Below are 24,651 nucleotides of genomic sequence, written 5' to 3'. Positions count from 1 at the left end.
TCCTGAACTGTGTCTTCTGACGATGTTTCCGCCCCGGTCGAGGCTCCTGTAGAGCCCGCCGCGATGACGTTCTCCGACCTCGGATTGGGCGACGCGGTGCTCAAGGCACTCAGCGACGTCGGGTACGAGACCCCTTCGGCCATTCAGGCCGCCACCATTCCCACGCTTCTGGCCGGACGCGACGTCGTCGGACTCGCCCAGACCGGTACCGGCAAGACGGCCGCGTTCGCGCTCCCGATCCTGGACCGCCTCGACGTCTCGCAGAAGACGCCGCAGGCCCTGGTCCTCGCCCCCACGCGCGAGCTCGCACTGCAGGTCTGCGAGGCGTTCGAGAAGTACGCCGCGCACGTCAAGGGCGTCCACGTCCTCCCCGTCTACGGCGGACAGGGGTACGGCACGCAGCTGTCGGCCCTCCGTCGCGGCGTGCACATCGTCGTCGGCACCCCCGGTCGCATCATGGACCACCTCGACAAGGGCACGCTGGACCTGTCCGAGCTCAAGTTCCTCGTGCTCGACGAGGCCGACGAGATGCTCAAGATGGGCTTCGCCGAGGACGTCGAGACGATCCTCGCCGACACCCCCTCGACCAAGCAGGTCGCACTGTTCTCCGCGACGATGCCGGCCGCCATCCGCCGGATCTCGCAGAAGTACCTGAACGATCCCGAAGAGATCACGGTCAAGACCAAGACGACGACCTCCGCGACGATCACCCAGCGGTACCTGATCGTCTCGTACCAGCAGAAGATCGACGCGCTCACGCGCATCCTCGAGGTCGAGAACTTCGAGGGCATGATCGTCTTCGCCCGCACCAAGAGCGCCACCGAAGAGGTCGCCGAGAAGCTGCGCGCCCGCGGCTACTCCGCTGCCGCCATCAACGGCGACGTCGCTCAGCCCGTCCGCGAGAAGACGGTCAACCAGCTGAAGTCCGGCAAGCTGGACATCCTGGTGGCCACGGATGTCGCGGCCCGAGGCCTCGACGTCGAGCGCATCTCGCACGTGGTCAACTTCGACATCCCGACCGACACCGAGTCGTACGTGCACCGCATCGGCCGCACCGGCCGTGCCGGGCGCACCGGCGACGCGATCAGCTTCGTGACGCCGCGCGAGCGCGGGCTCGTCAACGCGATCGAGCGCGCCACCCGTCAGCAGCTCACGCTGATGCAGCTGCCCACGGCGGAGGACGTCAACGTCACGCGCCTCGCGCGCTTCGACGACCGCATCACGGCGGCGCTCGGTCAGACCGAGCGCATCGACGGCTTCCGCGACGTCATCGCGCACTACGTCCGCAACCATGACGTGCCCGAGGTCGATGTCGCGGCCGCCCTGGCCGTCGTGGCGCAGGGCGAGTCCCCGCTGCTGCTCGAGCCCGAGCCCGCACGCCCGGCGCGCGGTTTCGACGACCGCGGCGACCGTGGCGAGCGCCCGGGTCGCTTCGACCGCGACGACCGCGGCGAGCGCCCCGAGCGCCGTCCGCGCACGAGCAACGCCAACATGGCCACGTACCGCCTCGCCGTCGGCAAGCGCCACCGCGTCGAACCGCGCCAGATCGTCGGCGCGCTCGCCAACGAGGGCGGTCTCAGCCGGGGCGACTTCGGTGCGATCCAGATCCGTCCGGACTTCTCGCTCGTCGAGCTGCCGGCAGACTTGTCGCGCGAGACCCTCGACAAGCTGTCGGGCACGCGCATCTCGGGTCAGCTGATCCAGATGCGCCTGGACACCGGCGGCCCGAGCCGCTCGGGCTCCGACTTCGCACGCAAGCCGCGCCACAAATCCGGCGACCGCGACTGAGCTTGGGATTCGCTGAGAGTGCGGCCGTCCGGCCGCGCCCTCAGCGAACGAGGCACGGCGGAGCCCGTCGGTCCTCCTAGGATCGAGACATGGCTGGATTCTGGGGCAAACGACGCAAAGAAGAGCAAGCGCAGCAGGATGCCGCTGACGCGGATCTGGATCGTCGCGCGCAGTCCGCTCTGGTCCAGGCCGACGAGCGGATCCGCCTGACGGCCGACGAGCTCATCTTCGCCGAGGCGGAACTCGGACGGGATGCCACAGCGGAAGTACGCTCGGCGCTCGACGCCGTGCGCACCCACATGGCCGAGGCGTTCCACCTCCACCAGCTGAACCACGACGAGATCCCCGACACCCGCGAGGAGCTGCGCACCCGCAACGCGCGGATCGTGCAGCTGTGCGAGTGGGCGACCGACCTGCTCGAGGACCGCACGTCAGCCCTGGAGAGCCGGATCGCGACCGTGCGCCGCGCGCCCGAGATCCTTGCCGGCGTCCGCACCGACGCCGCCCGGCTGCGCACCCGCCTTCCGGAGGCCCGTTCCGTCATCGCGCGCGTATCCGAGCGATACAGCACGGATGCCGTGCACCAGATCGCCGCCAACGCCGACGAGGCCGAGCAGCTGCTCGACTTCGCCGAGCATGGTGCCGACGTGTCGGAGCGACGCCGCGAGGCCGGTCAGCGCGAGCAGGCGCTGCTGGCCCTGGAGACTTCCACCGAGGCGGTGCGGCGCGCCGCGTCGCTGTTCGACGCCGTCGACGACTTCGAGGTCGAGGCGCTGCGCGCGCAGTCCACGCTCGCCGATGTGGTGGCCGACTCGCGTCAGGACATCGTCGCCGCCCGGACGGCACCGCGCACCCCCGCTGTCAGCGCCGCCGTCACCGCGCTCGAGCAGGCCCTCGCCGCACTCCCCGGAGCAGGGGTCAAGCCCGACCCGTTCGCCGAGCTCACCCAGCTGCGCGAGGCCAACAGCGCACTGGATGCCGCGATCGCCAAGGCCCGCGAGCGCGAGGCGCGCCCGCTGCCCACTCCCGACCAGATCCGTCACGCCGTCGATGACGCCGACCGGCAGCTGGCAGTCGCACGCAGCGTGATCGCCGGGCACCGCGGCTGGATCGGCGCCGACGCCCGTACCCGCCTGGCCGAGGCCGAGCGACTGCGGGCCGACATCGAGCGTCTTCCCACCGGCGAAGACTCCCTCGAGGAATCCCTGCAGATGGCGCGTCGCGCAGGGATGCTCGCCAGCGAGGCCCTGCAGCTCGCTCAGCGCGATATCGACTCGTCCCGCCCGCAGGACCCGGGTGGGTGGACCGGCGGCCCTGCACGCGGTCGTGGCGGCAACGATGCCATGACCGGCATCCTCGGCGGCCTCGTCATCGGCAGCCTCCTCGGCGACTTCTTCGACTGAATCGACGCGAACGCCCCCGGGATGCTCGGCATCCCGGGGGCGTTCGTCCGTCTATCGGATGTCCCGGTCTAGGAGGCGAGCTCCTCGACCAGCGGCGGTGCGAGCGCCGTCAGCGAGATCACGCCGTAGTCCCAGCCCTTGCGGCGGTACACGACGCTCGGGTGATCGGTGCGGGCATCGATGAAGAGGAAGAAGTCGTGGCCGACGAGCTCCATGCGGTCGACGGCCTCCTCCACCGGCATCCATTCGGCGTCGAAGTTCTTGGTGCGGATGACGACCGGTGTGTACGCCTCTTCGTCCTCGGGACCGGTGACGATGGGGACTTCGCCGGTCCGCACGGCGTGCAGTACCTCGGCGCTGGCCGGGCGGATGTCGATGCCCTCGAGCTGGCCGCTCCCCTTCTCGAACTTGGCCCCCCGCGGGTGGTTGCGCGCGTCGACCCGCTTGTCCTTGGCACGACGGAGCTGCTCCGTCATCTTGTCGACCGCGAGGTCGAGAGCGGCGAACTTGTCGCCGTCGACGGCCTCGGCCCGGACCACGGGGCCCTTGCCGGTGAGCGTGAGCTCGACCGTCTCGTCTTCGACGCGACCGTTGTGGTACGCGCGATGGGTGACCTTGACCTCGAGGGTCTGCGCCCGAGGCGCGAGGAGTTCGATACGGGCGGCCTTCTCTTCGACCACCGAGCGGAAACGATCAGTGATCCCCACGCCCACGCCGACGATGCTGGTATCCATCCTTGACCTCCTTGTTCCGGGTCCACCCGGTCAAGGGCGGACCACGAGTCGCCTTGTCCTCTCCACGCTAGCCACCGGACACCGCCCTGTCACCTACCAGTTTCCAATGAGTCATCCGCCGGCCTTGTTCGGCGCGGTGTGGAGGCGATCGTGGCCGCCCCCACAACCGTCGCACCACCCGCCCGCAGGGCACGCGCAGCCTCGAGAAGCGTCGCTCCGGTCGTGACGACGTCGTCCAGGATCACCACGCGCAGACCCGCCGCATCCGTCGCCCGCAGGCTGCCCGAGACATTGCTGCGGCGTTGCTCGCGCCCGAGCGCGCGCTGGTCGGACGTGCGCCGGGCCGGCAGCAGCAGCCGCGCGCCGGGCAGGTCCGCGCGCCGGGCGACCGTATCCACGACGCGGTAGCCCCGGCGCCGGAACGCCGCACGGGAGGTCGGTATCGGCACCAGGACTGCGTCGCCCGCGTCGGCGGCGTCGACGGCGGCGCGCAGCAGCGGAGCCAGGTCACGCGCCAGGCCGAGCCGGCCGTCCTCCTTGAGGGAGCGGATCACGCGTGCGCAGACGCCGTCGAAGGTGACACCGCTGAGCACCGCCAGCCCGGGCTCCAGGACGCGCGAGGTCACGCGGGGCGCCAGAGCGGTCCGGCAGGGCGCGCACAGCGCGACGTCCTCCGCGCCGCACCCCGCGCAGTCGACAGGGAACGCGAGCACGAGGGCATCGGCAAGGGCCTCGCGGACGAGGACGGGAAGCGACATGGACCGATGCTCGCCGAGCATGACGCGCCCGCAGCCGGGGGCCGCGGCATCCGTGGATCACTCGCTCCCCGCCGTGGTCTGTGCAGGAGTCGGCGAACCGGACATACCCACCCGAGCACGGCGCTACTGCTGCGGCGTGCCCTGCTGGGTGGCGAGGAGACGGATGCCGGTGGCCAACGGCTGCCAGTTCGTCCCGCGCTTGACGTACAGCGTGTCGTCGGATCCGCGCAGCCGCACGGTGGTGGCCTGGTTCGACCCGGCGATGGTGGCCGAGCTGGCCGGAGCGTCCGTCTCGATCGAAGGTCCGCCGATCGGCTGCTCCAGCACGATGGGCTCACTGCCGGACGATCCGAGCACGCCGACCGTCGCACCGTCGAGCCACGCGACCCCGCCTGCTGCGGCCAGCGACTCGCTGAGCACGATCGGCACGCCGACGCTCTGCGGCACCCCGTCGGCGTTGCGCACGACCGCCGCGACCCACACCGAGGTGCGCCCGCCGCCGGTCAGCAGCGCGACCAGGCGGGTCCCGTCGCGGGAGAGGGCCATCGCGGAGATCTGCGTCGCGTTGGACCACGCCGTCGGGAAGTCGATGTGCACGCCGGTCGGGTCGTACGCCGACAACCCCGAGGGGCTGTCTCTGGGCACGCTCCACGTGTAGCCGAACGCATCCACGGTGGGATCGATGAGTCCGGCGCGCGTGTCCAGCGGCACGACGTCGCCGCGCGCCTCGACGCGAGACACCCCGCCACCCTCGAGCCGCACCGCCGCGAAGTCGCGGTCTGGGGACATCTGGGCTGACACGGGCGCGGGCGTGACCGACATCATCGCATCGGACAGCCCCGGGATCGGGACGAGCGCGTCGCCGCCGAGGAAGCCGAAGTCGGTCTCGGTCAGCACGAGCGGAGCCGCGGCGACCGTGGTCGAGCGGACCGGGACGATCGAGGCGGTCAGCGGCACCCCATCGGCCGACATCCGCACCTCGGAGACCCCGGCGGCGGCCAGACTCGCGGTGAGCTGCGTCTGCATGCGGTCGATGGTCTCGGTGTCCAGGGTCTGCGCGTCGACGCTCAGGGCCACATCCGCGACGTTCGAGGTGACCACCGATGAAGTGACCAGGGTGCCGTCGGTGAAGCCGGACCCCACGGCGCCGGTCAGCCACTCCGCCGGCCCCGCCGCGAGCTGGGTCGCGATCGTGCTGGCGACTTTCACCCGGGGGAACCACCGCACGTCGGGGACGAGGAACTGCCACGTCGGATCGAAGAACATCAGCGAGTAGTGCCGGTAGACGGTGGTGAAGAGGTTCTGATCCAGCACCACGCCGTCGGGGGCCTCGGTGATGCGCCATTCGCCGTCCGGCTGCTTCTCCAGCTGGAACGGGAGCGTCGAGGCGACGACCGACTCGGACGGGCTGTACACCCCCCGGTTGTCGACGTTCGCGACGGGGGTGATCTCGGCTGTGACGGTGCTGTGCGTGTCGTCGGGCGAGGCCGTCGCCGGTTCGACCTCGACGACCTCGCGCGAGCCCTGTACGTCGACGGTGACGGTCGCCCAGGGGTCCCACTCGGCGCCCGGAGCGAGGAAGAGGTTCGCCCTGGCCCATTCGCCCGCGGGCCCCGAACCGGCGCGGATGAATCCGTCGACGATCTGCTCGGGCGTCGCGCCCGGCTGGGGACGGTCCGGGATGAACGAGAAGTCGGGCGATTCGACCTGCTCGGCCGCGTCCCGCCCGGCGTACACCTGGCCGCTGGTGGGCAGCCCCGTGCAGGCCGCCAGCACGAGCACCGCCGCGGCCATCACCACGGCCACGAGACTGCGGCGGACGCTCATGTGCGACCCCCCTTCGACGTGGACGAGGCATCCTTCGGCACGATGATCGGCTGGGTCAGACCCAGCGCGTCGACCGCGGAGATGTCGTCCTCGCCGGGATCCGCCGGGATGGGCGAGGCGCCCTCGATCCGGCCGTTCTGACGCGGCAGGGTCAGCACGAAGTGCGTGCCGCGTCCGAGCTCCGACCACACCGCGAGTTCACCGCCGTGCAGGCGTGCGTCACCGAGGGAGATCGAGAGCCCCAGCCCCGTGCCGCCGATGGTGCGCTTGCGCGAAGGGTCGGCGCGCCAGAAGCGGTCGAACACCCGGTCCACGTCGTCGGGCTTCATGCCGAGCCCGTAGTCGCGCACGCCGATCGCGACGCTCTGCTGGTCGCTGTCCACGGTCACCACGATCGGCCGCCCCTCGCCGTGCTCGATCGCATTGCCGAGCAGGTTGCGCACCACGCGGCGCACGCGCCGGGGGTCCATCTCCACCGGGGAGTACCCGCCCGGAGCGACGAGCCGCACGTCGGTGTGGTGCTGATCGGCGAGCTGCTGCATCGATCCGATGACGTCCTCCGCGAGATGTGCCAGGCTCGTGGGCTCCAGCTCGAGCTGCACCGAGCCGGCGTCGTAGCGGCTGATCTCGAGCAGGTCGGTCAGCAGCGTCTCGAACCGCTGCACCTGGGCGTTCAGCAGCTCCGCGGCGCGCGCCGTGCCGGGCTCGAAGTCGTCGCGGTGGTCGTTGATCATGTCGGCCGCGAGCCGGATGGTCGTCAGCGGCGTGCGCAGTTCGTGCGAGACGTCCGAAACGAAGCGCTGCTGCACGAGCGATAGGTCGGCGAGCTCCTTGATCTGCGACTCCAGGCTGTCGGCCATCGCGTTGAACGAACGGCCCAGCGTGGCGAACTCGTCCTCGCCGCGCACCGGGAGCCGCACGCCGAGATCGCCCGCCGCCAGGCGCGCACTGGTCTCGGCCGCCTCGCCGATCGGCGTCGTGACCGAGCGCAGCACGAACCAGGCGATGGCGCCGATGAGCAGGATGAGCCCGATCCCGACCACCCACAGGGTGCCTTGGATGAAGCCGAGGGTCTGCGGGGCGCTCCCGAGGTCGTAGGCGAAGTACAGCTCGTAAGGGCCGACGCTCGGCAGCTGCAGCTGCTGACCGACAACGATGCCCGGCTCGACGCCGCCGTCCGACAGCGGCAGCGCCACCGATTGCCACCACTGCTTGGACGCGTCGTCGCGCACGGCGCTGCGCAGCGACTCCGAGATGAGGTCGACGCTCTCCAGCGCCCCCGAGGTGAAGTTCTGCGGAGCGATCGCGGACGGCGTCTGGTCGATGCGGAACGCGGCGATCGAGTTCGTCGAGGAGCGCTCGCCGAGCGTGCGCTGCACACTGGACCACAGCAGCTGGGTCTGGGCGGCATCGCCCTGCACCGCCGCGTTGTCCAACTGCAGCTGGGCCGCCTGGGTCGCACGCTGCGAGTCGTCCAGCACCTGATCCCGGCGCGACGTGAACAGGTCGTTCTGAATGGTCACCGCCATCCAGATGCACGCCACCAGGATCGCCAGCGCGGTGAGCGCCAACGTGATGAGGATCGTGCGGAACCGCAGCGATCGGCGCCACAGCGACGCGAGGTTCTCCGGCCAGGAACGCCAATCGCGCCAAACCGCCATCTTCGGACGGGATGCCGCGACCGCCGCCGTCGCCGGACCCATGGCGTGCTCTAGACCACGGCGCCGGCGCGGTAGCCCACGCCGCGGACCGTGGTGACGATCTTGGGGTTGTCGGGGTCGAGCTCGACCTTGGCGCGCAGCCGCTGGACGTGCACGTTGACGAGGCGCGTGTCGGCCTTGTAGTGGTAGCCCCACACCTGCTCGAGCAGCATCTCGCGGGAGAAGACCTGCTGCGGCTTGGCGGCGAGCGCGACGAGCAGCTCGAACTCGAGCGGCGTCAGGGCGATCGCGTCATCGCCGCGTCGCACCTCATGGGCCGCGACGTCCACGGTGAGATCGCCGATGCGCAGCACCTCGCTCGCCGGCTGCGCGGACGGACGCAGACGGGTGCGGATGCGGGCGACCAGCTCCTTCGGGTTGAAGGGCTTGACGATGTAGTCGTCGGCGCCGACCTCGAGGCCGCGGACGACGTCGGCCGTGTCGGTGCGCGCGGTCAGCATGATGATCGGGATGCCGGATTCCGCGCGGATCCGCGTGCAGATCTCGATGCCGTCCATGCCCGGCAGCATCAGATCCAGCAGGATCAGATCGGGTCGCTCGGAGCGCCAGATGTCGACCGCCTTGGCGCCGTCGGCACAGAACACCGTCTCGAATCCCTCGGTGCGCAGGACGATGCCGATCATCTCTGCGAGGGCGGTGTCGTCGTCGACAACCAGAATGCGTGAAGTCATATGAACGCGTCGTCCTTTGCGTCGTGCCGGGGTCGCAGCGGTGCGCGCTTCCCCCGTGCGTTCTCCACAGAGTAATCGACCAGGGCTGGACACACGCTCAGCTTGTTCGGTGGCGTGTGACACGATAGTGACGAGTCTGAGCACGAGGAGGCCCCGTGACCGCGTATCCGGCCTGGACACCGGCATCCCGTCCCGGGATCATCCCCCTCCATCCGCTCACGTTCGGCACCATCCTGGGACGCTCGTTCGTCGCGCTGCGGCACAACCCACGGGTCCTGCTCGGGTTCGCGCTCGGCATCCAGGCGCTGGCGTACACCCTGATGATCGTCGGCATCGGCGGCGTCGCCTGGCTGACGTTCTCCCGGCTCGACACGGTCCGCCCCGGCTCGGACGAGTTCGAGGCCATCATGGCCGGTTCCATCGCGCTGACCGCGGTCACCGGGTTCGTCCTGGGACTGCTGACCGGAGTGCTCAGCACTCTCGTGCAAGGTGTCGTGGTGAGCGAGGTCGCGCACGCCGTCGTGGCCGAGAAGCTCACGCTGCGGATGATCTGGCAGCGGGTCAAGCCGGTCGTGTGGCGGCTGATCGGCTATTCGCTGCTGCTGACGCTCGCCGTCGTGCTGCTGGTCGCCGTGGTCGTCGGCGCCCTGGTGGCGATCGGGTTCGCGGCACTGCCCGTGGCGATCGGGCTGACGGTGGTAGTCATCCTGACCGCCATCCCGCTGACCCTCTGGATCTCCACGAAGCTCCTGCTCGTGCCGGCGACGATCATCATCGAGCACGCCACGATCTTCGGCGCGATCGCCCGCGCCTGGCGCCTCATCCGCGGACGCTTCTGGCCCGCACTGGGCATCATCGTGCTGATCTCCTTCCTGTTCGGCGCCATCGCGCAGGCTGTCAGCATCCCGCTGTCCCTGCTCTCCAGCGGCCTCACCACGGTGATCTCGCCGACCGGCGACCCGGAGCCGGGTACGCTCATCGCGATCCTCATCGGCGCCCTGCTGACCCAGATCATCACGTTCGCAATCCAGGCCGTCGCCGTCGTAGTCCAGGCCACGGCCACCTCCCTCATCTACATCGACTGCCGCATGCGGCGCGAAGGCCTCGACCTCGACCTGCTCGCGTACGTGGAGAAGCGGGATGCCGGGGCCACGAGCCTGCCCGATCCGTACCGCGAGCACGTCGGACGCGAGCTCGCCCCCCGCCTCGGCACGCCGGTGCCCCCGCCGTATCCGACCTACCCGCCCGCGTACACCGGCTATCCGCCCGCGCCGGGGTATGCCCCCGCACCGGGCTACCCGCAGCCCGGTCCCGGCTATCCCCCGCCGGCCCCCGGCTATGCCGCTCCCCCGCCCGGCTACGGTCCGCCCGCGCCTGCGTACCCACCCGCACCACCTGCACCGCCCGCCGCGCCGAGCACGGACGCTCCGCCCACGCCGACGCGCTGGACCGCGCCCGGCACCGACGGCATCGACCCCGAGTCGCCGTGGGCGTGAGCCGCGTGCTGGCGTCCGTGCCGCTTCCGACACCCGACGGCGACGAGGCCCGTCGTTGGGCAGAGCAGGAGCTGTCCGACCCCGTCTACACGGCGGCCCAGCCGACGCCGCTGGACCTGATCGCGCGGGCGATCGGCGACTTCCTCGCGAGCCTGTTCGGCACCCAGCTGTCCGGCGGCTGGGCGCCGATCCTGGCCGTCGTGGCCGCCGTCGTCGTGATCGTCATCATCGTCGTCGCCCTGTTGATCTGGGGTCGCCCGCGCGCACTCCGCCGATCGCGCGTCGCCACGGCGGAGCTGTTCGGCACGGCCGAGCGGCGCACCGCCGACGAACTGCGCCGCGCTGCGGCATCCCACGCCTCCCGTGACGAATGGGATGCGGCGATCGTGCTGCGGTTCCGGGCGCTGGCCCGCGGTCTCGACGAGCGCGGCGCCGTCGAAGCCCCACCGGGCGCGACCGTGCACGCCTTCGCCCGCGCCGCCGGCCGAGCCTTCCCGGCATCCGCTGTCGATCTGGATGAGGCGGCGAGCGCCTTCGACGACGTGCGCTACCTGCGACGTCCCGGAACGCCTGAGCTGTACCGCCGCGTCGTGACCGTCGACGATGCCGTCCGCTCCCAGACCTCCGTCGCCCAGGCTCTGCTCGAGGCGGCGCCCCTGTGACGGTCACCATCGCGGATCCGGTCCGCCCGCCCTCGCGCCGTCGCGGCCTGCTCGGCTGGGCGGCGATCGTGGTCGCGCTCGTCGTCGTGGGCGTCGCCGGGGCCCTGCTGTCCGGCGCCGGCCAATGGGCTCAGCGCGATGTGCTCGACCCCGACTCCGCCGGGCCGCAGGGCACGCGCGCACTGGCGCAGATCCTGCGCGACCAGGGCATCGAGGTCGAGGTCGTCCGCGACCGCGAGGCCGTGCTGGAGGCCCTTGCGGCGGGGCCGGCGACCCTGGCTCTCGCCGACAGTCCCCTGCTGTCCGACGACGCTCTGGAAACGGTGATGGATGCCGCGACCGATGTCGTGCTCATCGACCCGCGTGCGCGGGGGCTGCGCCTGCTGTTCCCCGACGCGCTGCCCGGCGGTGCCGCCCCGCTCGGGGGCGTCGACCCGTCGTGCTCCGCGGAGGTCGCGGATCGCGCCGGCCCGGCCACGATCGGCACGGTATTCCTCCCGGGCGACGGCACGAAGGGCTGCTACCCCGTCGACGAGGCATTCGGGCTGCTCCTCGGCGACGGCAGCGCGGCCGTGGACGGGCGCGCGGTCCTCACGAACGAGCACCTCGCCGAAGAGGGCAACGCGGCCCTCGGCGTCGGACTGCTCGGCAGCCGGCCCCGTCTCGTCTGGTACGTGCCCGGTCTCGGCGACGTCGATCCCGTGGAGGGCGCCGCTTCGCTCGGAGAGCTCACCCCGCCGTGGGTCAGCCCCGCGATCGTGCTCCTGCTGGGTGCCGCGCTGGCGGCCGCGATCTGGAAGGGCCGCCGGTTCGGCCCGCTCGTGGCCGAGCGGCTCCCCGTCACCGTGCGGGCGTCCGAGACGACCGAGGGACGCGCGCGCCTGTACGCCCGCGCCCGCGATGCCGTGCACGCCGCGGATCAGCTGCGGATCGGCACGCTGGAGCGGATCGCACGGATGCTGGGACTCGGTCCGGTCGCCTCCGCCGGTGAGATCGCCGATGCCGCCGCCGACCGGGTGGGTGCCGATCCGCGCGTGGTGCGCGGCATCCTCCTCGATGACCTGCCCACCACCGACGCCCAGCTGGTCGCGCTCAGCGACCGCCTGCACGAACTCGAGACCGCCGTGCGCAACGCCGTCCGGCCGGAAAGGAACCGTCCATGACCGAGCCCGGCTCCCCCGCCCTGCCCGACGACGCCGCACTGCGGGAGGCGATGAATCGCGTCCGCATCGAGGTCGGCAAGGCCGTCATCGGACAGGACGGTGCCGTCACGGGACTACTCATCGCCCTCCTCGCCGGCGGCCACGTGCTACTGGAGGGCGTGCCCGGTGTAGCCAAGACCCTCCTGGTGCGCTCGTTCAGCCGGGCGCTGGGCCTGGACACGAAGCGCATCCAGTTCACGCCAGACCTGATGCCGGGCGATGTGTCCGGCTCGCTCGTCTACGACGCACGGACCGGCGAGTTCGAGTTCCGTGAGGGACCGGTCTTCACCAACATCGTGCTGGCCGACGAGATCAACCGCACGCCGCCCAAGACCCAGGCGGCGCTGCTCGAGGCGATGGAGGAGCACCAGGTCTCCACTGACGGTGTGACGCGGGAGCTGCCCGACCCGTTCCTGGTCGCTGCCACCCAGAACCCGATCGAGCACGAGGGCACCTACTCGCTCCCTGAGGCGCAGCTGGACCGGTTCCTGCTCAAGCTGCTCATCGAGGTGCCGACCCGCGAGGCCGAGATCGCCGTGCTGCGTCGCCACGCCACCGGCTTCGACCCGCGCGAGCTGCGGGGCCTCGAGCGCGTGGTGACGGCCGACGACATCCGCGCCGCACGCCGGGCCGCAGCATCCGTCACCGTCGCCGACGACGTGCTCGCATACGTGGTCGATCTCGCCCGCGCCACCCGGCAGAGCCCGTCGGTGCAGCTCGGTGTGAGCCCGCGCGCCGCGACCGCGCTGCTCGCGGCGGCGAAGGCCTGGGCGTGGCTCGGCGGCTACCCGGCGATCACGCCCGACCATGTGCAGACCATGGTCGTGCCGGCGTGGCGCCACCGCATCCGGCTGCGCACGGAGGCGGAGCTCGAGGGCGTCTCGGTCGACGCGGTCCTCGGCTCGGTGCTGCAGCAGACCCGCGTGCCCATCTAGGTCGTCGTGTACCTCACCGGTCGTCTTCCCCTCCTCGTCGGTCTCGGCGTGGTGCCCGTCATCCTGCTCTCCCTCGCGGGTGCGGATGCATGGCTGACCGCGCTGGCGTGGCTGCTCGTGTGCCTGGGCGTCGCACTCGCCGACGCAGCGGCGGCCGCCGACCCGCGCCAGATGCGGATCGAGCGGTCGATCCCGCGCCGCGCCAGGCTGGGCGAGCGGGTGGAGACGATCGTGCGGGTGCACAACCCGACGCACCGCCGCCTGCACGGCTTGCTGCGCGATGCCTGGCAGCCCACCGCCGGAGCAGCGCCCGCACGCATCCCCCTCGACGTGCCGGCCGGCGAGAACCGTCGTGTGACGGTCCCGCTGCTCCCGCGGCGGCGCGGCGAACTGTCCAGCGACTTCGTGGTGATCCGCTCCGACGGTCCACTCCGCCTGGCCGGTCGCCAGGCCCGGATCGTCGCACCCGGGGCGATCCGCGTCCTGCCGCCGTTCGCCTCCCGCCGCCATCTCCCCTCCCGCCTGGCGCGGCTGCGCGAGCTGGACGGCAACACCAGCGTGCAGGTGCGCGGGCAGGGCACCGAGTTCGATTCGCTGCGCGAGTACGTGCGCGGGGACGACGTGCGCTCGATCGACTGGCGGGCGAGCGCGCGGGCCGGCAGCACGATGCTGCGCACCTGGCGCCCCGAGCGCGACCGGCACGTCGTGATCCTCATCGACACCGGCCGCACCTCCGCCGCGCGCGTAGGCGACGCCGTGCGTCTGGATGCCGCGATGGAGGCCGCGCTCCTCCTCTCCGCCCTCGCGACCCGCGCCGGCGACCACGTGCATCTCGTGATGTTCGATCGCGTCGTGCGCGCGCGGGTCACCGGCGTCGACGGCGCCGCCCTCCTGCCGGCGCTCGTGGACGCGATGGCGCCCGTCGAGCCGCAGCTGATCGACACGGATTGGGATGCCGCGTTCGCCCAGGTGCGCGCGCTCACCTCCCGCCCATCGCTGGTCGTTCTCCTGACCGCACAGGACGCGGCGGACTCGGCCCGCGGGCTGCTCGGATCGCTGCCGCAGCTCACCCGCCGCGCGCACGTGCTGGTGGGCAGCGCGACCGATACGGCGCTGCACGAGATCGCCGCACAGCGCACCACCTCCGACGAGGTGTACCGCGCGGCATCCGCCGAGCGCACGCTCCGCGATGCCGCGCTCCTGGCCGCCGCGATCGGGCGCGCCGGGGGCGAAGCCATCGCCGACACGCCCGAGTCGCTGCCTCCCCGCATCGCCGACCGCTACATCGCTCTGAAGGCCGCCGGACGCCTCTGATCCGCGCATGGCCGGCGGCGGCACGACACGCCAACTCTGAGGGAATTCTCAGGACACACGACTCATAGCGTCCGCACAGCGCAATCGTGGCGATACAGTCGCGACGATGAAAGGAGTCCGCGATGTCGGATAACACCACCCCGAGCACGGCGAACAAGCTCGTCGCCGAAGCACTCGGCACGTTCGTCCTCGTTTTCGGATCGATCAGCACAGCCCTCTTCGCCTCAGATTTCGGAGCCAGCGCGAACGGGACCTCTCTCGGTGTCGGATTCGTGGGCGTCGCCCTCGCGTTCGGCCTCACCCTGATGGCCGGTATCTACGCGTGGGGCCCGATCTCGGGCGGCCACTTCAACCCCGCCGTGACCTTCGGTCTTGCCGCCGCAGGCAGGTTCGCCTGGAAGGACGTCCCGGGCTACCTGGTCGCCCAGATCGTCGGTGGCGCCGTCGGTACGACCCTGATCGTCCTGATCGGCCTCTTCGGTACCGACGGCTGGCTCGCCAACGCGCAGGACAGCGGATTCGCGAGCAACGGCTACGGCGAGCACTCGCCCGGCGGTTTCGGTCTCGGATCGGCGATCATCGCGGAAATCCTCTTCACGGCGGTCTTCATCCTCGTGATCCTCGGAGTCACCCACGCGCGGCGCGGCGCGACCGGCTTCGCAGGCATCTCGATCGGCCTCACGCTGACGTTCATCCACCTCGCCTCCATCCCGATCGACAACACGTCGGTCAACCCGGCCCGTTCGATCGCGACCGCGATCTACGGCGGCGGCGATGCGCTGGCGCAGCTCTGGGTCTTCATCCTGTTCCCGCTCGTCGGCGGTCTGCTGGCCGGCCTCCTGCACCGCGGACTGTTCGAGCCGACCCCGGCTCAGCCGCTGCAGGCCGAGGCCCGCACCAAGTAGTACCCGGTACGACAGAACGCCCCGCCTCTTTCGAGGCGGGGCGTTCTGCATGTGTGAGCGTCAGACGAGGTCGAAGCGGTCCAGCTCCGTGACCTTGCCCCACGCGGCGACGAAGTCGCGGACGAACTTCTCGTTCGCGTCGTCGCTCGCGTACACCTCGGCGACGGCGCGCAGCTCCGAGTTGGAGCCGAACAGCAGGTCGACGCGCGTGCCGGTGCCGAGGGCGGCGCCAGTCGCGTCATCCGTCGCGCGGAACGCGTGCGATCCCGGATCCAGCGGCTTCCACGTGGTGCCCAGGTCGAGCAGGTTCACGAAGAAGTCGTTCGTCAGGACGCCCGGACGATCGGTCAGCACGCCGTAGGACGAGTCGTCCCAGTTGGCGCCGAGGACGCGCAGTCCACCGATCAGCACTGTCATCTCCGGCGCGGTCAGCGTGAGCAGGTTCGCCTTGTCGATTAGCAGGTGCTCGGCGGGCAGCGGTGAGGACATCGCCGCGGCGCCGAGGTAGTTGCGGAATCCGTCGGCGGCCGGCTCCAGGTAGCCGAAGGACTCGACATCCGTCTGCTCCTGCGATGCGTCGGTGCGGCCCGCGTGGAACGGCACCTCGACATCGACACCGGCGGCCTTGGCGGCCTGCTCGACACCCGCGTTGCCCGCGAGGACGATCAGGTCGGCCAACGAGACCTTCTTGCCGCCGGCCTGTGCCGCGTCGAAGGACGCCTTGACGCCCTCGAGCACTGCGATCACCTTGGCCAGCTCGGCCGGCTTGTTGACGGCCCAGTCCCGCTGCGGAGCGAGACGGATGCGGGCGCCGTTGACGCCGCCGCGCTTGTCGCTGCCGCGGAAGGTGGATGCCGCGGCCCACGTGGTCGAGACCAGCTGCGGGCCGGTCAGGCCCGTGGCGAGGATCTGCTCCTTGAGCGCTGCCGCGTCGGCCGCGTCGATCAGGTCGTGATCGACGGCCGGCACCGGGTCCTGCCAGAGGAGCTCCTCAGCGGGCACCTCGGGGCCGAGGTAGCGGTCGATGGGACCCATGTCGCGGTGCGTCAGCTTGAACCACGCGCGGGCGAACGCATCGGCGAACGCGTCCGGGTCGTCGGCGAACTTGCGCGAGATCGGACCGTAGATCGGGTCCTCGCGCAGCGCGATGTCGCTGGTGAGCATGCGCGGCTCGCGGCGGGTCGCCGGGTCGTGGGCCATCGGCACCATGTCCGAGCCCGCGCCGCCCTTGGGGCGCCACTGGTGCGCTCCGGCCGGGCTCTGGAACAGCTCCCAGTCGTACGCGAACAGGATGTGGAAGAACTCGTTGTCCCAGCGGGTCGGGTGGTAGGTCCAGGTGACCTCCAGACCGCTGGAGATCGTGTCGTCACCGTGGCCGGTGCCGTACGAGCTCTTCCAGCCGAGACCCTGCTCCTCGAGGGGAGCGGCTTCGGGGTTGTCGCCGACGTTGTCGGCAGGTCCCGCGCCGTGGGTCTTGCCGAAGGTGTGGCCGCCGGCGATCAGTGCGACGGTCTCTTCGTCGTCCATCGCCATGCGGGCGAACGTCTCGCGGATGTCGCGGGCCGAGGCCAGCGGGTCCGGGTTGCCGTTGGGGCCTTCGGGGTTGACATAGATGAGGCCCATCTGGACGGCCGCGAGGGGCTTCTCCAGGTCGCGGTCGCCCGTGTAGCGCTGGTCGTCGAGCCACGTGGTCTCGGGTCCCCAGTACACATCCTCGTCGGGCTCCCACACATCGGCGCGGCCGCCGCCGAAGCCGAAGGTCTTGAAGCCCATCGACTCGAGCGCGACGTTGCCGGCGAGGATCATGAGGTCGGCCCAGGAGATGCTCTGGCCGTACTTCTTCTTGACCGGCCAGAGCAGACGGCGGGCCTTGTCGAGGTTGACGTTGTCGGGCCAGCTGTTCAGCGGCGCGAAGCGCTGCTGACCGCTGCCGGCGCCGCCGCGGCCGTCCATGACGCGGTAGGTGCCCGCACCGTGCCACGCCATGCGGACGATGAGCGGACCGTAGTGACCGAAGTCGGCGGGCCACCAGGCCTGCGACGTGGTGAGGGTCTCCTCGATGTCCTTCTTCAGGGCATCCAGATCGAGGCTCTCGAACGCGGCCGCATAGTCGAAGTCCGAGCGGAGCGGGTTGGACGCAGCGGTGTGCTTGGCGAGCACCTTGAGGTTCAGCTGGTTCGGCCACCAGACATTGTTGGCCGACCCGGCGGTGGGGTGCGGCTGCGCGTGGATGACGGGGCACTTCCCGGACTGGGCCTCGGCCTCGGCCTCATCGGTCTCGATGACGAGCGTCGACTGATCGATGTCGTTGGCGGGCTCGCCGATGGGAGGCACGCTGTCGTTGGTGTCGGTCATGGTCTTCCTTCCGTTTCAGGTGGGCTGGGAGTCAGGAGGCGGCGCAGGTGGGGCACACGCCCCAGAACGTCACTTCCGCGACAGTGATCGTGAAGCCGTGGGTGTCGGCGGGATCCAGGCAGGGGGCCGCGCCGTGGGCGCAGTCGACGTCCTGGACCGCGCCGCACCGGGAGCAGACGACGTGGTGGTGGTTGTCATCCACGCGCAGCTCGAACAGACCGGGTCGGCCGGCGGGCTCGATGCGACGCACGAGTCCGGCATCCACGAAGTCGGCGAGCGCGTTGTAGACGGACTGCAGACTGGTCTGCGGAACCGACAGCGCGACGGTGCGGTACAGCTCGTCGGCGCTCGCGTGCGGGCGCTGGTGCAGTGCCTCCACGACTGCCCTGCGCGAGTCGGTCACCCGGAGCCCGGCGGCGCGGATCCGCTCGGCGGCATCCATCCCCTCGAGGGGCAGAGCGCGGCCGGACGTCATGCTCTCATCCTAGCTTGTTTTGAATGACTCAAACTGGCGGATGCAGCGCCTCAGCCCGCGACGAGAGTGGGGGTTCCCGACTCGTACTCGGTCAGGTCGCCGGTCTCCCCACGGCGTGCAGCGCGTCCGCCGACGACCAGCATGTAGACCAGGAACGCCGCCAACGCCAACGCGCCGATGCCGATCTTCACCGGCCACGGCCAGGGCTGTGCCGTGACGAAGCCCTCGACGATGCCGGACAGCGCGAGTGCGAACACGAGGCCGATCGCGACCGTCGCGAGCGATCGTCCAGCGGCTGCGAGCGACTCGCCGCGCGTGCGCCTGCCCGGGGCGACCCAGGCCCAGAAGATGTGCAGCCCGGCCGCGCCGGCCACGAAGATGCTGGTGAGTTCGAGCAGGCCGTGCGGGAGGATGTAGAGCAGGAACACGTCGCCGCGTCCGTGCGCGAGCATGATCGCCGCGGCCGTGCCCACCCCGATGGCGTTCTGCACCAGCACCATCACCGGCCAGAACCCGGTGATGCCGAACAGCACGCACTGCGCGGCGATCCAGGCGTTGTTGGTCCACACCGTGCCCGCGAACACGGCGGCGGGATTCTCGCTGTAGTAGTCGGTGAAGTTGTTCTCGGCGTACTCCTCGAGCTGCGCCTCGGAACCGAGCGTCGCGACCAGGGCAGGGTCCCCCGAGATCCAGAACGCGACCAGGCTCCCCACCGCGATGAATGCGATCGCGATCACGAGCGTCGTCCAGCGGAGGCGGTACAGCGCCGCGGGCAGCTGGTAGGCGAAGAAGCGCGGCACCTGACGCACCACGTTCTCGCTGCTGCCCGTCAGCCGCAGGCGTGCGCGGGACAGGAGGGTGGAGACATGGTCGCCCTGGACCGTCCGCCCGGCGGACGTCTTGATGTCAGCCAGATCCGCGGAGGCCGAGCGGTAGCGCGCCACCAGCTCGTCGACCTCGTCGCCGGTGAGGCGACGCGTACGGCTGAGTTCGTGGAGCCGGGCCCACTCGTCCCGCCGCGCGGCGGTGAGAGCGTCGAGATCCATTTGATTTACTGTACCCATGCCCCTGGACGCGCCCCAGCCCACACTCGAGGTGCGTCGCGTCGAGATCCACCAGGACGAGGTGCTCACCGGCGAAGCCGTCGCTCTGGACGTCCAGCCGCTCGGCTATTTCCTCCGCGCCCTCGGCGCCGCCATCGATGTGGCGGCCGGTGTCGCGGTCTTCGTGATCCTCGGACTCGTCGCCTCCTGGCTAATGGGTCAGAACATCCTGATGTCCGAGCTGTTCCCCCTCCTGTCGGTGGCGATGTTCGTCCTGGTCGCCGTCGTCATCCCCACCACGGTCGAGACGGCCACCCGCGGACGCAGCCTCGGCAAGCTCGCCACCGGCGGGCGCATCGTCCGTGCCGACGGTGGCGCCGCAGGCTTCCGCCAGGCGTTCATCCGGGCGTTCGTCGGCGTGCTCGAGATCTGGCTGACCTTCGGCTCCGTCGCGGCCATCGTCGGCGCCTTCACCCCGCGCGCCCAGCGCCTCGGCGATGTGCTGGCCGGCACCTACTCCGAGCGCACGCGCGCCCCTCGACTGCCCGCTCCCGCGCCGCCGGCCCCGCCTGTGCTGGCCGGGTGGGTCGCCGTCGCCGACGTGGCACGTCTTCCCGACCGGCTCGCCCGGCGCATCGCCCAGTTCGTGCAGCAGGCCGAGAACATGCAGCCCGCTGCACGGCAGCGGATCGCCGCGTCCTTGGCCGCCGAGGCCGCGCCGTTCGTCGCGCCCGTACCGGCGGTCGACCCGGAGACGCTGCTGCGCGGCGTCGCCGCGGTGCGGCGCGACCGCGAGCTGCACGCGCTGCAGCTCGAGGCGCAGCGCGTGGCGCGCCTCACCTCGGTCGACACCGGCGCACCCCGAGGGTTCCCGCAGCGCTGACCAGCCGCATCCGCTCGGTGTACGTCAGTAGCGGTAGTGATCCAGCTTGTACGGGCCGTCCACCGGCACGCCGATGTACGACGCCTGCGCGGGGGTGAGCTGCGTCAGCTGCACGCCGAGCGCGGGAAGGTGCAGGCGGGCGACCTTCTCATCGAGTGCCTTGGGCAGCACGTACACGCCGACCGGGTAGGCCTCGAGGTTCGTGAACAGCTCGAGCTGCGCGAGGACCTGGTTGGTGAAGGAGGCGCTCATCACGAACGAGGGATGCCCCGTCGCGTTGCCGAGGTTCATCAGGCGTCCCTCGCTGAGCACGAGGACGCTGCGGCCGCTCGGCATCCGCCACTCGTGCACCTGCGGCTTGATCTCGACGGAGACGGCGCCCTCGAGCGCGGCGAGACCGGCCATGTCGATCTCGTTGTCGAAGTGGCCGACGTTGGCGACGATCGCGAGGTGCTTCATTCCCTGCAGGTGCGCGACGGTGACGACGTCCTTGTTGCCGGTGCCGGTCACGACGATGTCGACATCGCCGATGACGGAGTCCAGCGTTGCGACCTGGAAGCCGTCCATGGCCGCCTGCAGCGCGCAGATCGGGTCGACCTCGCCGACGATGACGCGAGCGCCCTGGCCACGCAGGGCCTCGGCGGCGCCCTTGCCCACGTCGCCGTAGCCGACGACGAACACGACCTTGCCGCCGATCAGCACGTCGGTGGCGCGGTTCAGGCCGTCCGGCAGCGAGTGGCGGATGCCGTACTTGTTGTCGAACTTCGACTTGGTGACCGAGTCGTTGACGTTGATCGCGGGGAAGAGCAGATCGGCGGATGCCGCGAGCTCATAGAGGCGGTGCACACCGGTGGTGGTCTCCTCGGTGACACCGAGCAGTCCCTGCGCCATGCGCGTCCAGCGCTGCGGGTCGGCCGCGAGGCTCGCACGAAGCAGGTCCAGGATGACCGCGTACTCGTGACTGTCGTCCGCCGTGGCGTCGGGCACAGCGCCGGCGGCCTCGAACTCGACGCCCTTGTGCACGAGCAGCGTGGCATCGCCGCCGTCGTCGAGGATCAGGTTCGGGCCGTCGAAGCCCGTGCCGGTCCAGTCGAAGATGCGGTCGGCGCACTCCCAGTACTCCTCGAGCGACTCGCCCTTCCAGGCGAACACGGGGACGCCCTGCGGTGCCTCCGGCGTGCCGGCGCCGACCACGATCGCGGCGGCGGCCTCGTCCTGCGTGGAGAAGATGTTGCAGCTGGCCCAGCGCACCCGCGCGCCGAGCGCGACGAGGGTCTCGATCAGCACGGCGGTCTGCACCGTCATGTGCAGCGAGCCCGCGATGCGCGCGCCCTGCAGCGGCTGCGACGGCCCGAACTCCTCGCGCAGGGCCATGAGCCCGGGCATCTCGTTCTCGGCGAGGCGGATCTGGTGGCGACCCGCTTCGGCGAGCTGGAGGTCGGCGACGGCGAAGTCGAGCGCGGCGGAAGTGCTGACGGTGAGAGGCATCCGGCCATTCTTCCACGCCCGCCGATCCCCTGCGGCGGCGTCGCCCGGGACCGGAAGCCGGCCGCCGGGCGAGCCCGCCTCAGAACCGGATCGCGTCGATCGGCTTCACCCGCACGGCCACCATCGCGGGGATCAGCCCCGCGATCGCGCCGACCGCCGCGGCGGCGATCAGCCCGGTCATCGCGGCGGAGAACGGGAACGGCGGCACGTCCGAGAGTCCCGGCGCGAGGGCGTTGACGACGAACTTCTGCTGCATCAGCACGACGATCGCGATGATGCCCACAACACCCGCCACCACTGTCGCCACGACGCTCTCCAGCATCACGGAGAAGAAGATCCGCCCGCCGGTCGCGCCGAAGCTGCGGCGCACCCCGATCTCGCGGATCCGCTGCCGCATCGCCACCAGCTGAATGTTCACCAGGCTCAGTCCGCCCAGCAGCAGCACGATGCCGGCGATCGCACCGGTGATCAGGGTGAAGATCAGCATCGGATCACCCTGCATCTGCGCGGCGAAGTCGCTTCGATTGACCGTCACCTCGTACCCCTCGGAGAGACCGGCGCGCAGGTCCTGGCCCAGCAGCGGCCCGATCGTGTCGGCATCCGCCGGCGAGACCCACACCTCGGTCGAGACCATGACGTCGTCCGGCACGGCCTCGACCCGATCGCGGAACGCATCGAACAGCATGTCGACACGCATCTCCTGGTCCCATTCGCCGGCCTTCGGGGTCACCCCGATCAGTCGATAGGTGCCGGCCCACGGACCGCCCAGCGTGATCACGGGATTCGTGGACAGCGCGGGCATCCCCAGCTGCTGCCAGAGGGGCCCGGAGATCACGACGGGCGGAGCGAGCAGGTCCGCATCGGACGGCACGAACCACCGACCCTGGTCGAGCACCACGCGGTGGATCGTCCCGAAGGCCGGATCCACCAGCCGTGCCTGCACCGGCGACACTCCGTCGGGGAACTGCACCGGCACCTGCGCCTGGCCGCTGCGCGTCGTGTGCGAGAACCCGTACCGGTCGAAGACCCGCTCCACGTGCGCATTCCACGAGTCCCAGTCGACCGGTTCGGTGCCGGTCGGGGTGATGTTGATCGCGATGGTGGCCTCGCGGCCGCCCCAGCGGTCGTTCTGCTCGGAGATGTACTGCCGTTGCAGCTCGCCGATGGCGACGACGGCGGTGAGGGATGCCACGGCCACGGCGACGCCGATCAGGCTGAGCAGCACGCGCAGCTTGTGCACGCGCAGCTCGTCCCAGGCCTCACGGACGGCTCCGGCGACGGGGGCGAACGACGGCGCCGCCATCAGTCCGCCACCTCCTGCGCGAGCTCGAACGCCGGCTCTGCGGCGGGGTGCCGGGCGACCGTGCTCGCGGCGAACGCGGCATCGAGGTCGGCGACAGTGAGGACGCCGGCATCCAGCCGGTAGTGCCGCCGGGCGCGCGCCGCGACGTGCAGGTCGTGGGTGATCGTGATGAGGGCCGCACCGGACTCGGTGGCGACCTCGTCGAGCAGCTCCATCACCACGCCACCGGTCTCGACATCGAGGGCGCCGGTCGGTTCGTCGGCCAGGATGATCCGCGGCCGACGGACCAGTGCCCGGGCGATCGCGACGCGCTGCTGCTCACCACCGGAGAGGCGGTCGGGCTTGCTGTTCAGCCGGTGGCCGAGTCCGACCCGCTCGAGCATCGCCGTGGCGATGGCGGTGCGGTTCCAGAACGTGCGCCCGCGGCTGTACATCAGCGGCATGACGACGTTCTCCAGCGCCGTGCGGCCGGCGAGCAGGTTGAACTGCTGGAAGACGAAGCCGATGTCGCGCCCGCGCGCCCGATCGCGCGCACCGCCGCCCAGGTCCTTGGCGTTCTTCCCCTCGAACAGCACGGTGCCTCCGGTGGGGTCGTCCAGCAGCCCGAGGATGTTCAGCAGCGTCGTCTTACCCGAACCGCTGCGTCCGACGATGGACACGTGATCGCCGCCGTCGACGCTGAGATCGATGCCCGTCAGGATGTCGAGAGTCGTGTCGTCGGGCAGCAGCACGCTCTTGGCGACGCCCTCGAGACTCAGCAGATTCACCACTGCACGACGCTCTCGCAGAACTCGCCACCCATGCCGTCCGGGTAGCACATCTGCTCGGCCTCCTTCTCGACGCCGGGCACGAACTGGCGGATCTGCTCGCCTTCCTCGAGACCCTCGAGGACCTCGATCGTGACGCCGTCGCTGATGCCGAGCGTGACCGTGCGCTCCTCGGCGGTGCCGTCGGCATCCACCCAGACGATGCCGCTGCCGGCGCCGCCGCGCACGGCCGTGGTGGGCACGACCAGCGCGTCTTCGACGGTTCCGACCGTGATCCCGATGGTGGCGGGGAGTCCGGCGAACACGGTCTGGTCGGCCGGAACGGCGCAGCGCACGCTGGTCGCGGCATCCTGCGCCACCTGGACAGTCAGTCCGGTGCACGTGAACGGAGCCGGTCCGCCGGTGATGGTGACGGTCGCATCGGTCGGGGCATTGATCAGGCGGTACAGCTGCACCGGTTCGATCGTGCCCAGCACGTGGAAGGTGTTCGGGGTGATCTTCGTGAACTCGGTTCCCACACTGGTGGCCTGGTTCTTGACCAGCGCGACCTCGCTCAGCTCGCCGGCGAACGGAGCCGTGAACACGACGTACCGCACCGGGTCGGAGAGCTTGATCTTGAAGAGCGCCTGACCCGCCTCCACGCGCGCGCCCTCGCCGACGTACGCCTCGGAGACGACTCCGTCCACGTCCGAGCGCAGCGGTACGGCTTCATCCCGCGCGACGGTGCCGGTGACATCCAGCTGATTGACGATGGAACCGCGCTCGACCGGCACGACCGGGTCGGTCACCTGCCCGATGGGCACCTCGGCCGCGGCCTGCTGATCCGGGAAGAACGCCACCTTCACCAGGGATGCGGCGATCAAGCCGAAGACCACCACCATCAGGATCGGGAAGATCCATCGACGCCAGACCACCATGTCT

The 24,651-nt window shown here is 70.7% G+C and carries 21 protein-coding genes; 9 read left to right on the top strand and 12 right to left on the bottom strand.

What is annotated here, in order from left to right; translation table 11 throughout:
• Positions 1 to 63 precede the first annotated feature (63 nt).
• Together ASD65_RS17420 and ASD65_RS17415 are read left to right on the top strand one after the other, a co-directional pair.
• Entirely contained in the window at positions 64 to 1,788 is a 1,725-nt protein-coding gene (locus tag ASD65_RS17420) for a DEAD/DEAH box helicase (RefSeq protein ID WP_200948744.1), read from the top strand.
• An 89-nt stretch (positions 1,789 to 1,877) separates the two neighbouring features.
• Positions 1,878 to 3,191: a hypothetical protein gene (locus ASD65_RS17415; protein ID WP_056225687.1), complete on the top strand. Its 1,314-nt coding sequence runs from the start codon at positions 1,878 to 1,880 to the stop codon at positions 3,189 to 3,191.
• 68 nt (positions 3,192 to 3,259) lie between these two features.
• On the opposite strand, the gene hpf is transcribed toward ASD65_RS17415, so the two are convergent.
• From hpf to mtrA, 5 genes are all read right to left on the bottom strand, one after another.
• Positions 3,260 to 3,925: a ribosome hibernation-promoting factor, HPF/YfiA family gene (gene hpf, locus ASD65_RS17410; protein ID WP_056225684.1), complete on the bottom strand. Its 666-nt coding sequence runs from the start codon at positions 3,923 to 3,925 to the stop codon at positions 3,260 to 3,262.
• Positions 3,926 to 4,014: 89 nt separating this feature from the next.
• Positions 4,015 to 4,683 carry a ComF family protein gene (locus ASD65_RS17405; RefSeq protein WP_056226428.1) on the bottom strand — a complete coding sequence of 223 codons (669 nt, stop codon included), beginning with the start codon at positions 4,681 to 4,683 and terminating at the stop codon, positions 4,015 to 4,017.
• Between the two features lie 123 nt (positions 4,684 to 4,806).
• On the bottom strand, positions 4,807 to 6,510 hold the full coding sequence (locus tag ASD65_RS17400) for an LpqB family beta-propeller domain-containing protein (protein ID WP_056225681.1): 1,704 nt from the start codon (positions 6,508 to 6,510) through the stop codon (positions 4,807 to 4,809).
• Positions 6,507 to 8,213 carry an MtrAB system histidine kinase MtrB gene (gene mtrB / locus ASD65_RS17395; RefSeq protein WP_056225678.1) on the bottom strand — a complete coding sequence of 569 codons (1,707 nt, stop codon included), beginning with the start codon at positions 8,211 to 8,213 and terminating at the stop codon, positions 6,507 to 6,509. The genes ASD65_RS17400 and mtrB overlap by 4 nt, the downstream gene beginning before the upstream one ends.
• Positions 8,214 to 8,221: 8 nt before the next feature.
• Positions 8,222 to 8,902, bottom strand: a complete 681-nt coding sequence (gene mtrA, locus ASD65_RS17390) for an MtrAB system response regulator MtrA (RefSeq protein ID WP_056225674.1) — start codon at positions 8,900 to 8,902, stop codon at positions 8,222 to 8,224.
• Between the two features lie 155 nt (positions 8,903 to 9,057).
• Here mtrA and ASD65_RS17385 point away from each other — a divergent pair, with 155 nt between their 5' ends.
• The 6 genes from ASD65_RS17385 (at position 9,058) to aqpZ (ending at position 15,416) form a co-directional block, all read left to right on the top strand.
• A complete protein-coding gene (locus ASD65_RS17385) occupies positions 9,058 to 10,398 on the top strand; it encodes a hypothetical protein (protein WP_056225671.1) in 1,341 nt (446 codons plus the stop codon).
• The gene (locus tag ASD65_RS17380) at positions 10,395 to 11,060 is read left to right on the top strand and encodes a DUF4129 domain-containing protein (RefSeq protein ID WP_156378976.1); all 666 of its coding nucleotides are present in this window, start codon (positions 10,395 to 10,397) and stop codon (positions 11,058 to 11,060) included. The genes ASD65_RS17385 and ASD65_RS17380 overlap by 4 nt, the downstream gene beginning before the upstream one ends.
• Complete coding sequence (locus ASD65_RS17375) at positions 11,057 to 12,223, top strand: DUF4350 domain-containing protein (RefSeq protein WP_235566825.1); 1,167 nt, start codon at positions 11,057 to 11,059, stop codon at positions 12,221 to 12,223. The genes ASD65_RS17380 and ASD65_RS17375 overlap by 4 nt, the downstream gene beginning before the upstream one ends.
• Positions 12,220 to 13,197, top strand: a complete 978-nt coding sequence (locus ASD65_RS17370; protein ID WP_056225665.1) for an AAA family ATPase — start codon at positions 12,220 to 12,222, stop codon at positions 13,195 to 13,197. Before ASD65_RS17375 ends, ASD65_RS17370 begins: the two co-directional genes overlap by 4 nt.
• A 6-nt stretch (positions 13,198 to 13,203) precedes the next feature.
• Positions 13,204 to 14,511, top strand: a complete 1,308-nt coding sequence (locus ASD65_RS17365; protein WP_056225662.1) for a DUF58 domain-containing protein — start codon at positions 13,204 to 13,206, stop codon at positions 14,509 to 14,511.
• Between the two features lie 122 nt (positions 14,512 to 14,633).
• Entirely contained in the window at positions 14,634 to 15,416 is a 783-nt protein-coding gene (aqpZ, locus tag ASD65_RS17360) for an aquaporin Z (protein WP_056225659.1), read from the top strand.
• Positions 15,417 to 15,476: 60 nt separating this feature from the next.
• Here the strand turns inward: aqpZ and katG are convergent, their stop codons facing one another.
• From katG to ASD65_RS17345, 3 genes are read right to left on the bottom strand one after another with little or no spacing between them, the layout of a single operon-like run.
• Complete coding sequence (katG, locus tag ASD65_RS17355) at positions 15,477 to 17,771, bottom strand: catalase/peroxidase HPI (RefSeq protein WP_056225656.1); 2,295 nt, start codon at positions 17,769 to 17,771, stop codon at positions 15,477 to 15,479.
• A gap of 31 nt (positions 17,772 to 17,802) precedes the next feature.
• On the bottom strand, positions 17,803 to 18,246 hold the full coding sequence (locus ASD65_RS17350; RefSeq protein ID WP_156378975.1) for a Fur family transcriptional regulator: 444 nt from the start codon (positions 18,244 to 18,246) through the stop codon (positions 17,803 to 17,805).
• Between the two features lie 50 nt (positions 18,247 to 18,296).
• Positions 18,297 to 19,292 (bottom strand): stage II sporulation protein M, encoded by a 996-nt coding sequence (locus tag ASD65_RS17345; RefSeq protein ID WP_056225653.1) that lies wholly within the window; start codon positions 19,290 to 19,292, stop codon positions 18,297 to 18,299.
• Positions 19,293 to 19,308: 16 nt separating this feature from the next.
• Here ASD65_RS17345 and ASD65_RS17340 point away from each other — a divergent pair, with 16 nt between their 5' ends.
• Entirely contained in the window at positions 19,309 to 20,172 is an 864-nt protein-coding gene (locus ASD65_RS17340) for an RDD family protein (RefSeq protein WP_056225650.1), read from the top strand.
• 24 nt (positions 20,173 to 20,196) lie between these two features.
• On the opposite strand, the gene ahcY is transcribed toward ASD65_RS17340, so the two are convergent.
• From ahcY to ASD65_RS17320, 4 genes are all read right to left on the bottom strand, one after another.
• Positions 20,197 to 21,660 carry an adenosylhomocysteinase gene (ahcY, locus tag ASD65_RS17335; protein ID WP_056225646.1) on the bottom strand — a complete coding sequence of 488 codons (1,464 nt, stop codon included), beginning with the start codon at positions 21,658 to 21,660 and terminating at the stop codon, positions 20,197 to 20,199.
• A 79-nt stretch (positions 21,661 to 21,739) separates the two neighbouring features.
• A complete protein-coding gene (locus ASD65_RS17330) occupies positions 21,740 to 22,963 on the bottom strand; it encodes an ABC transporter permease (protein ID WP_056225643.1) in 1,224 nt (407 codons plus the stop codon).
• Entirely contained in the window at positions 22,963 to 23,730 is a 768-nt protein-coding gene (locus tag ASD65_RS17325; protein ID WP_056226419.1) for an ABC transporter ATP-binding protein, read from the bottom strand. The genes ASD65_RS17330 and ASD65_RS17325 overlap by 1 nt, the downstream gene beginning before the upstream one ends.
• Complete coding sequence (locus ASD65_RS17320; RefSeq protein ID WP_056225640.1) at positions 23,727 to 24,647, bottom strand: efflux RND transporter periplasmic adaptor subunit; 921 nt, start codon at positions 24,645 to 24,647, stop codon at positions 23,727 to 23,729. Before ASD65_RS17320 ends, ASD65_RS17325 begins: the two co-directional genes overlap by 4 nt.
• Between the last annotated feature and the right edge of the window lie 4 nt (positions 24,648 to 24,651).

It is taken from the genome of Microbacterium sp. Root61 (genome assembly GCF_001427525.1).
In the GTDB taxonomy this organism is placed as follows: Bacteria; Actinomycetota; Actinomycetes; order Actinomycetales; family Microbacteriaceae; genus Microbacterium.
Note: the sequence above shows the minus strand (reverse complement) of the source record. Positions and strands in the feature narration are given on the sequence as shown.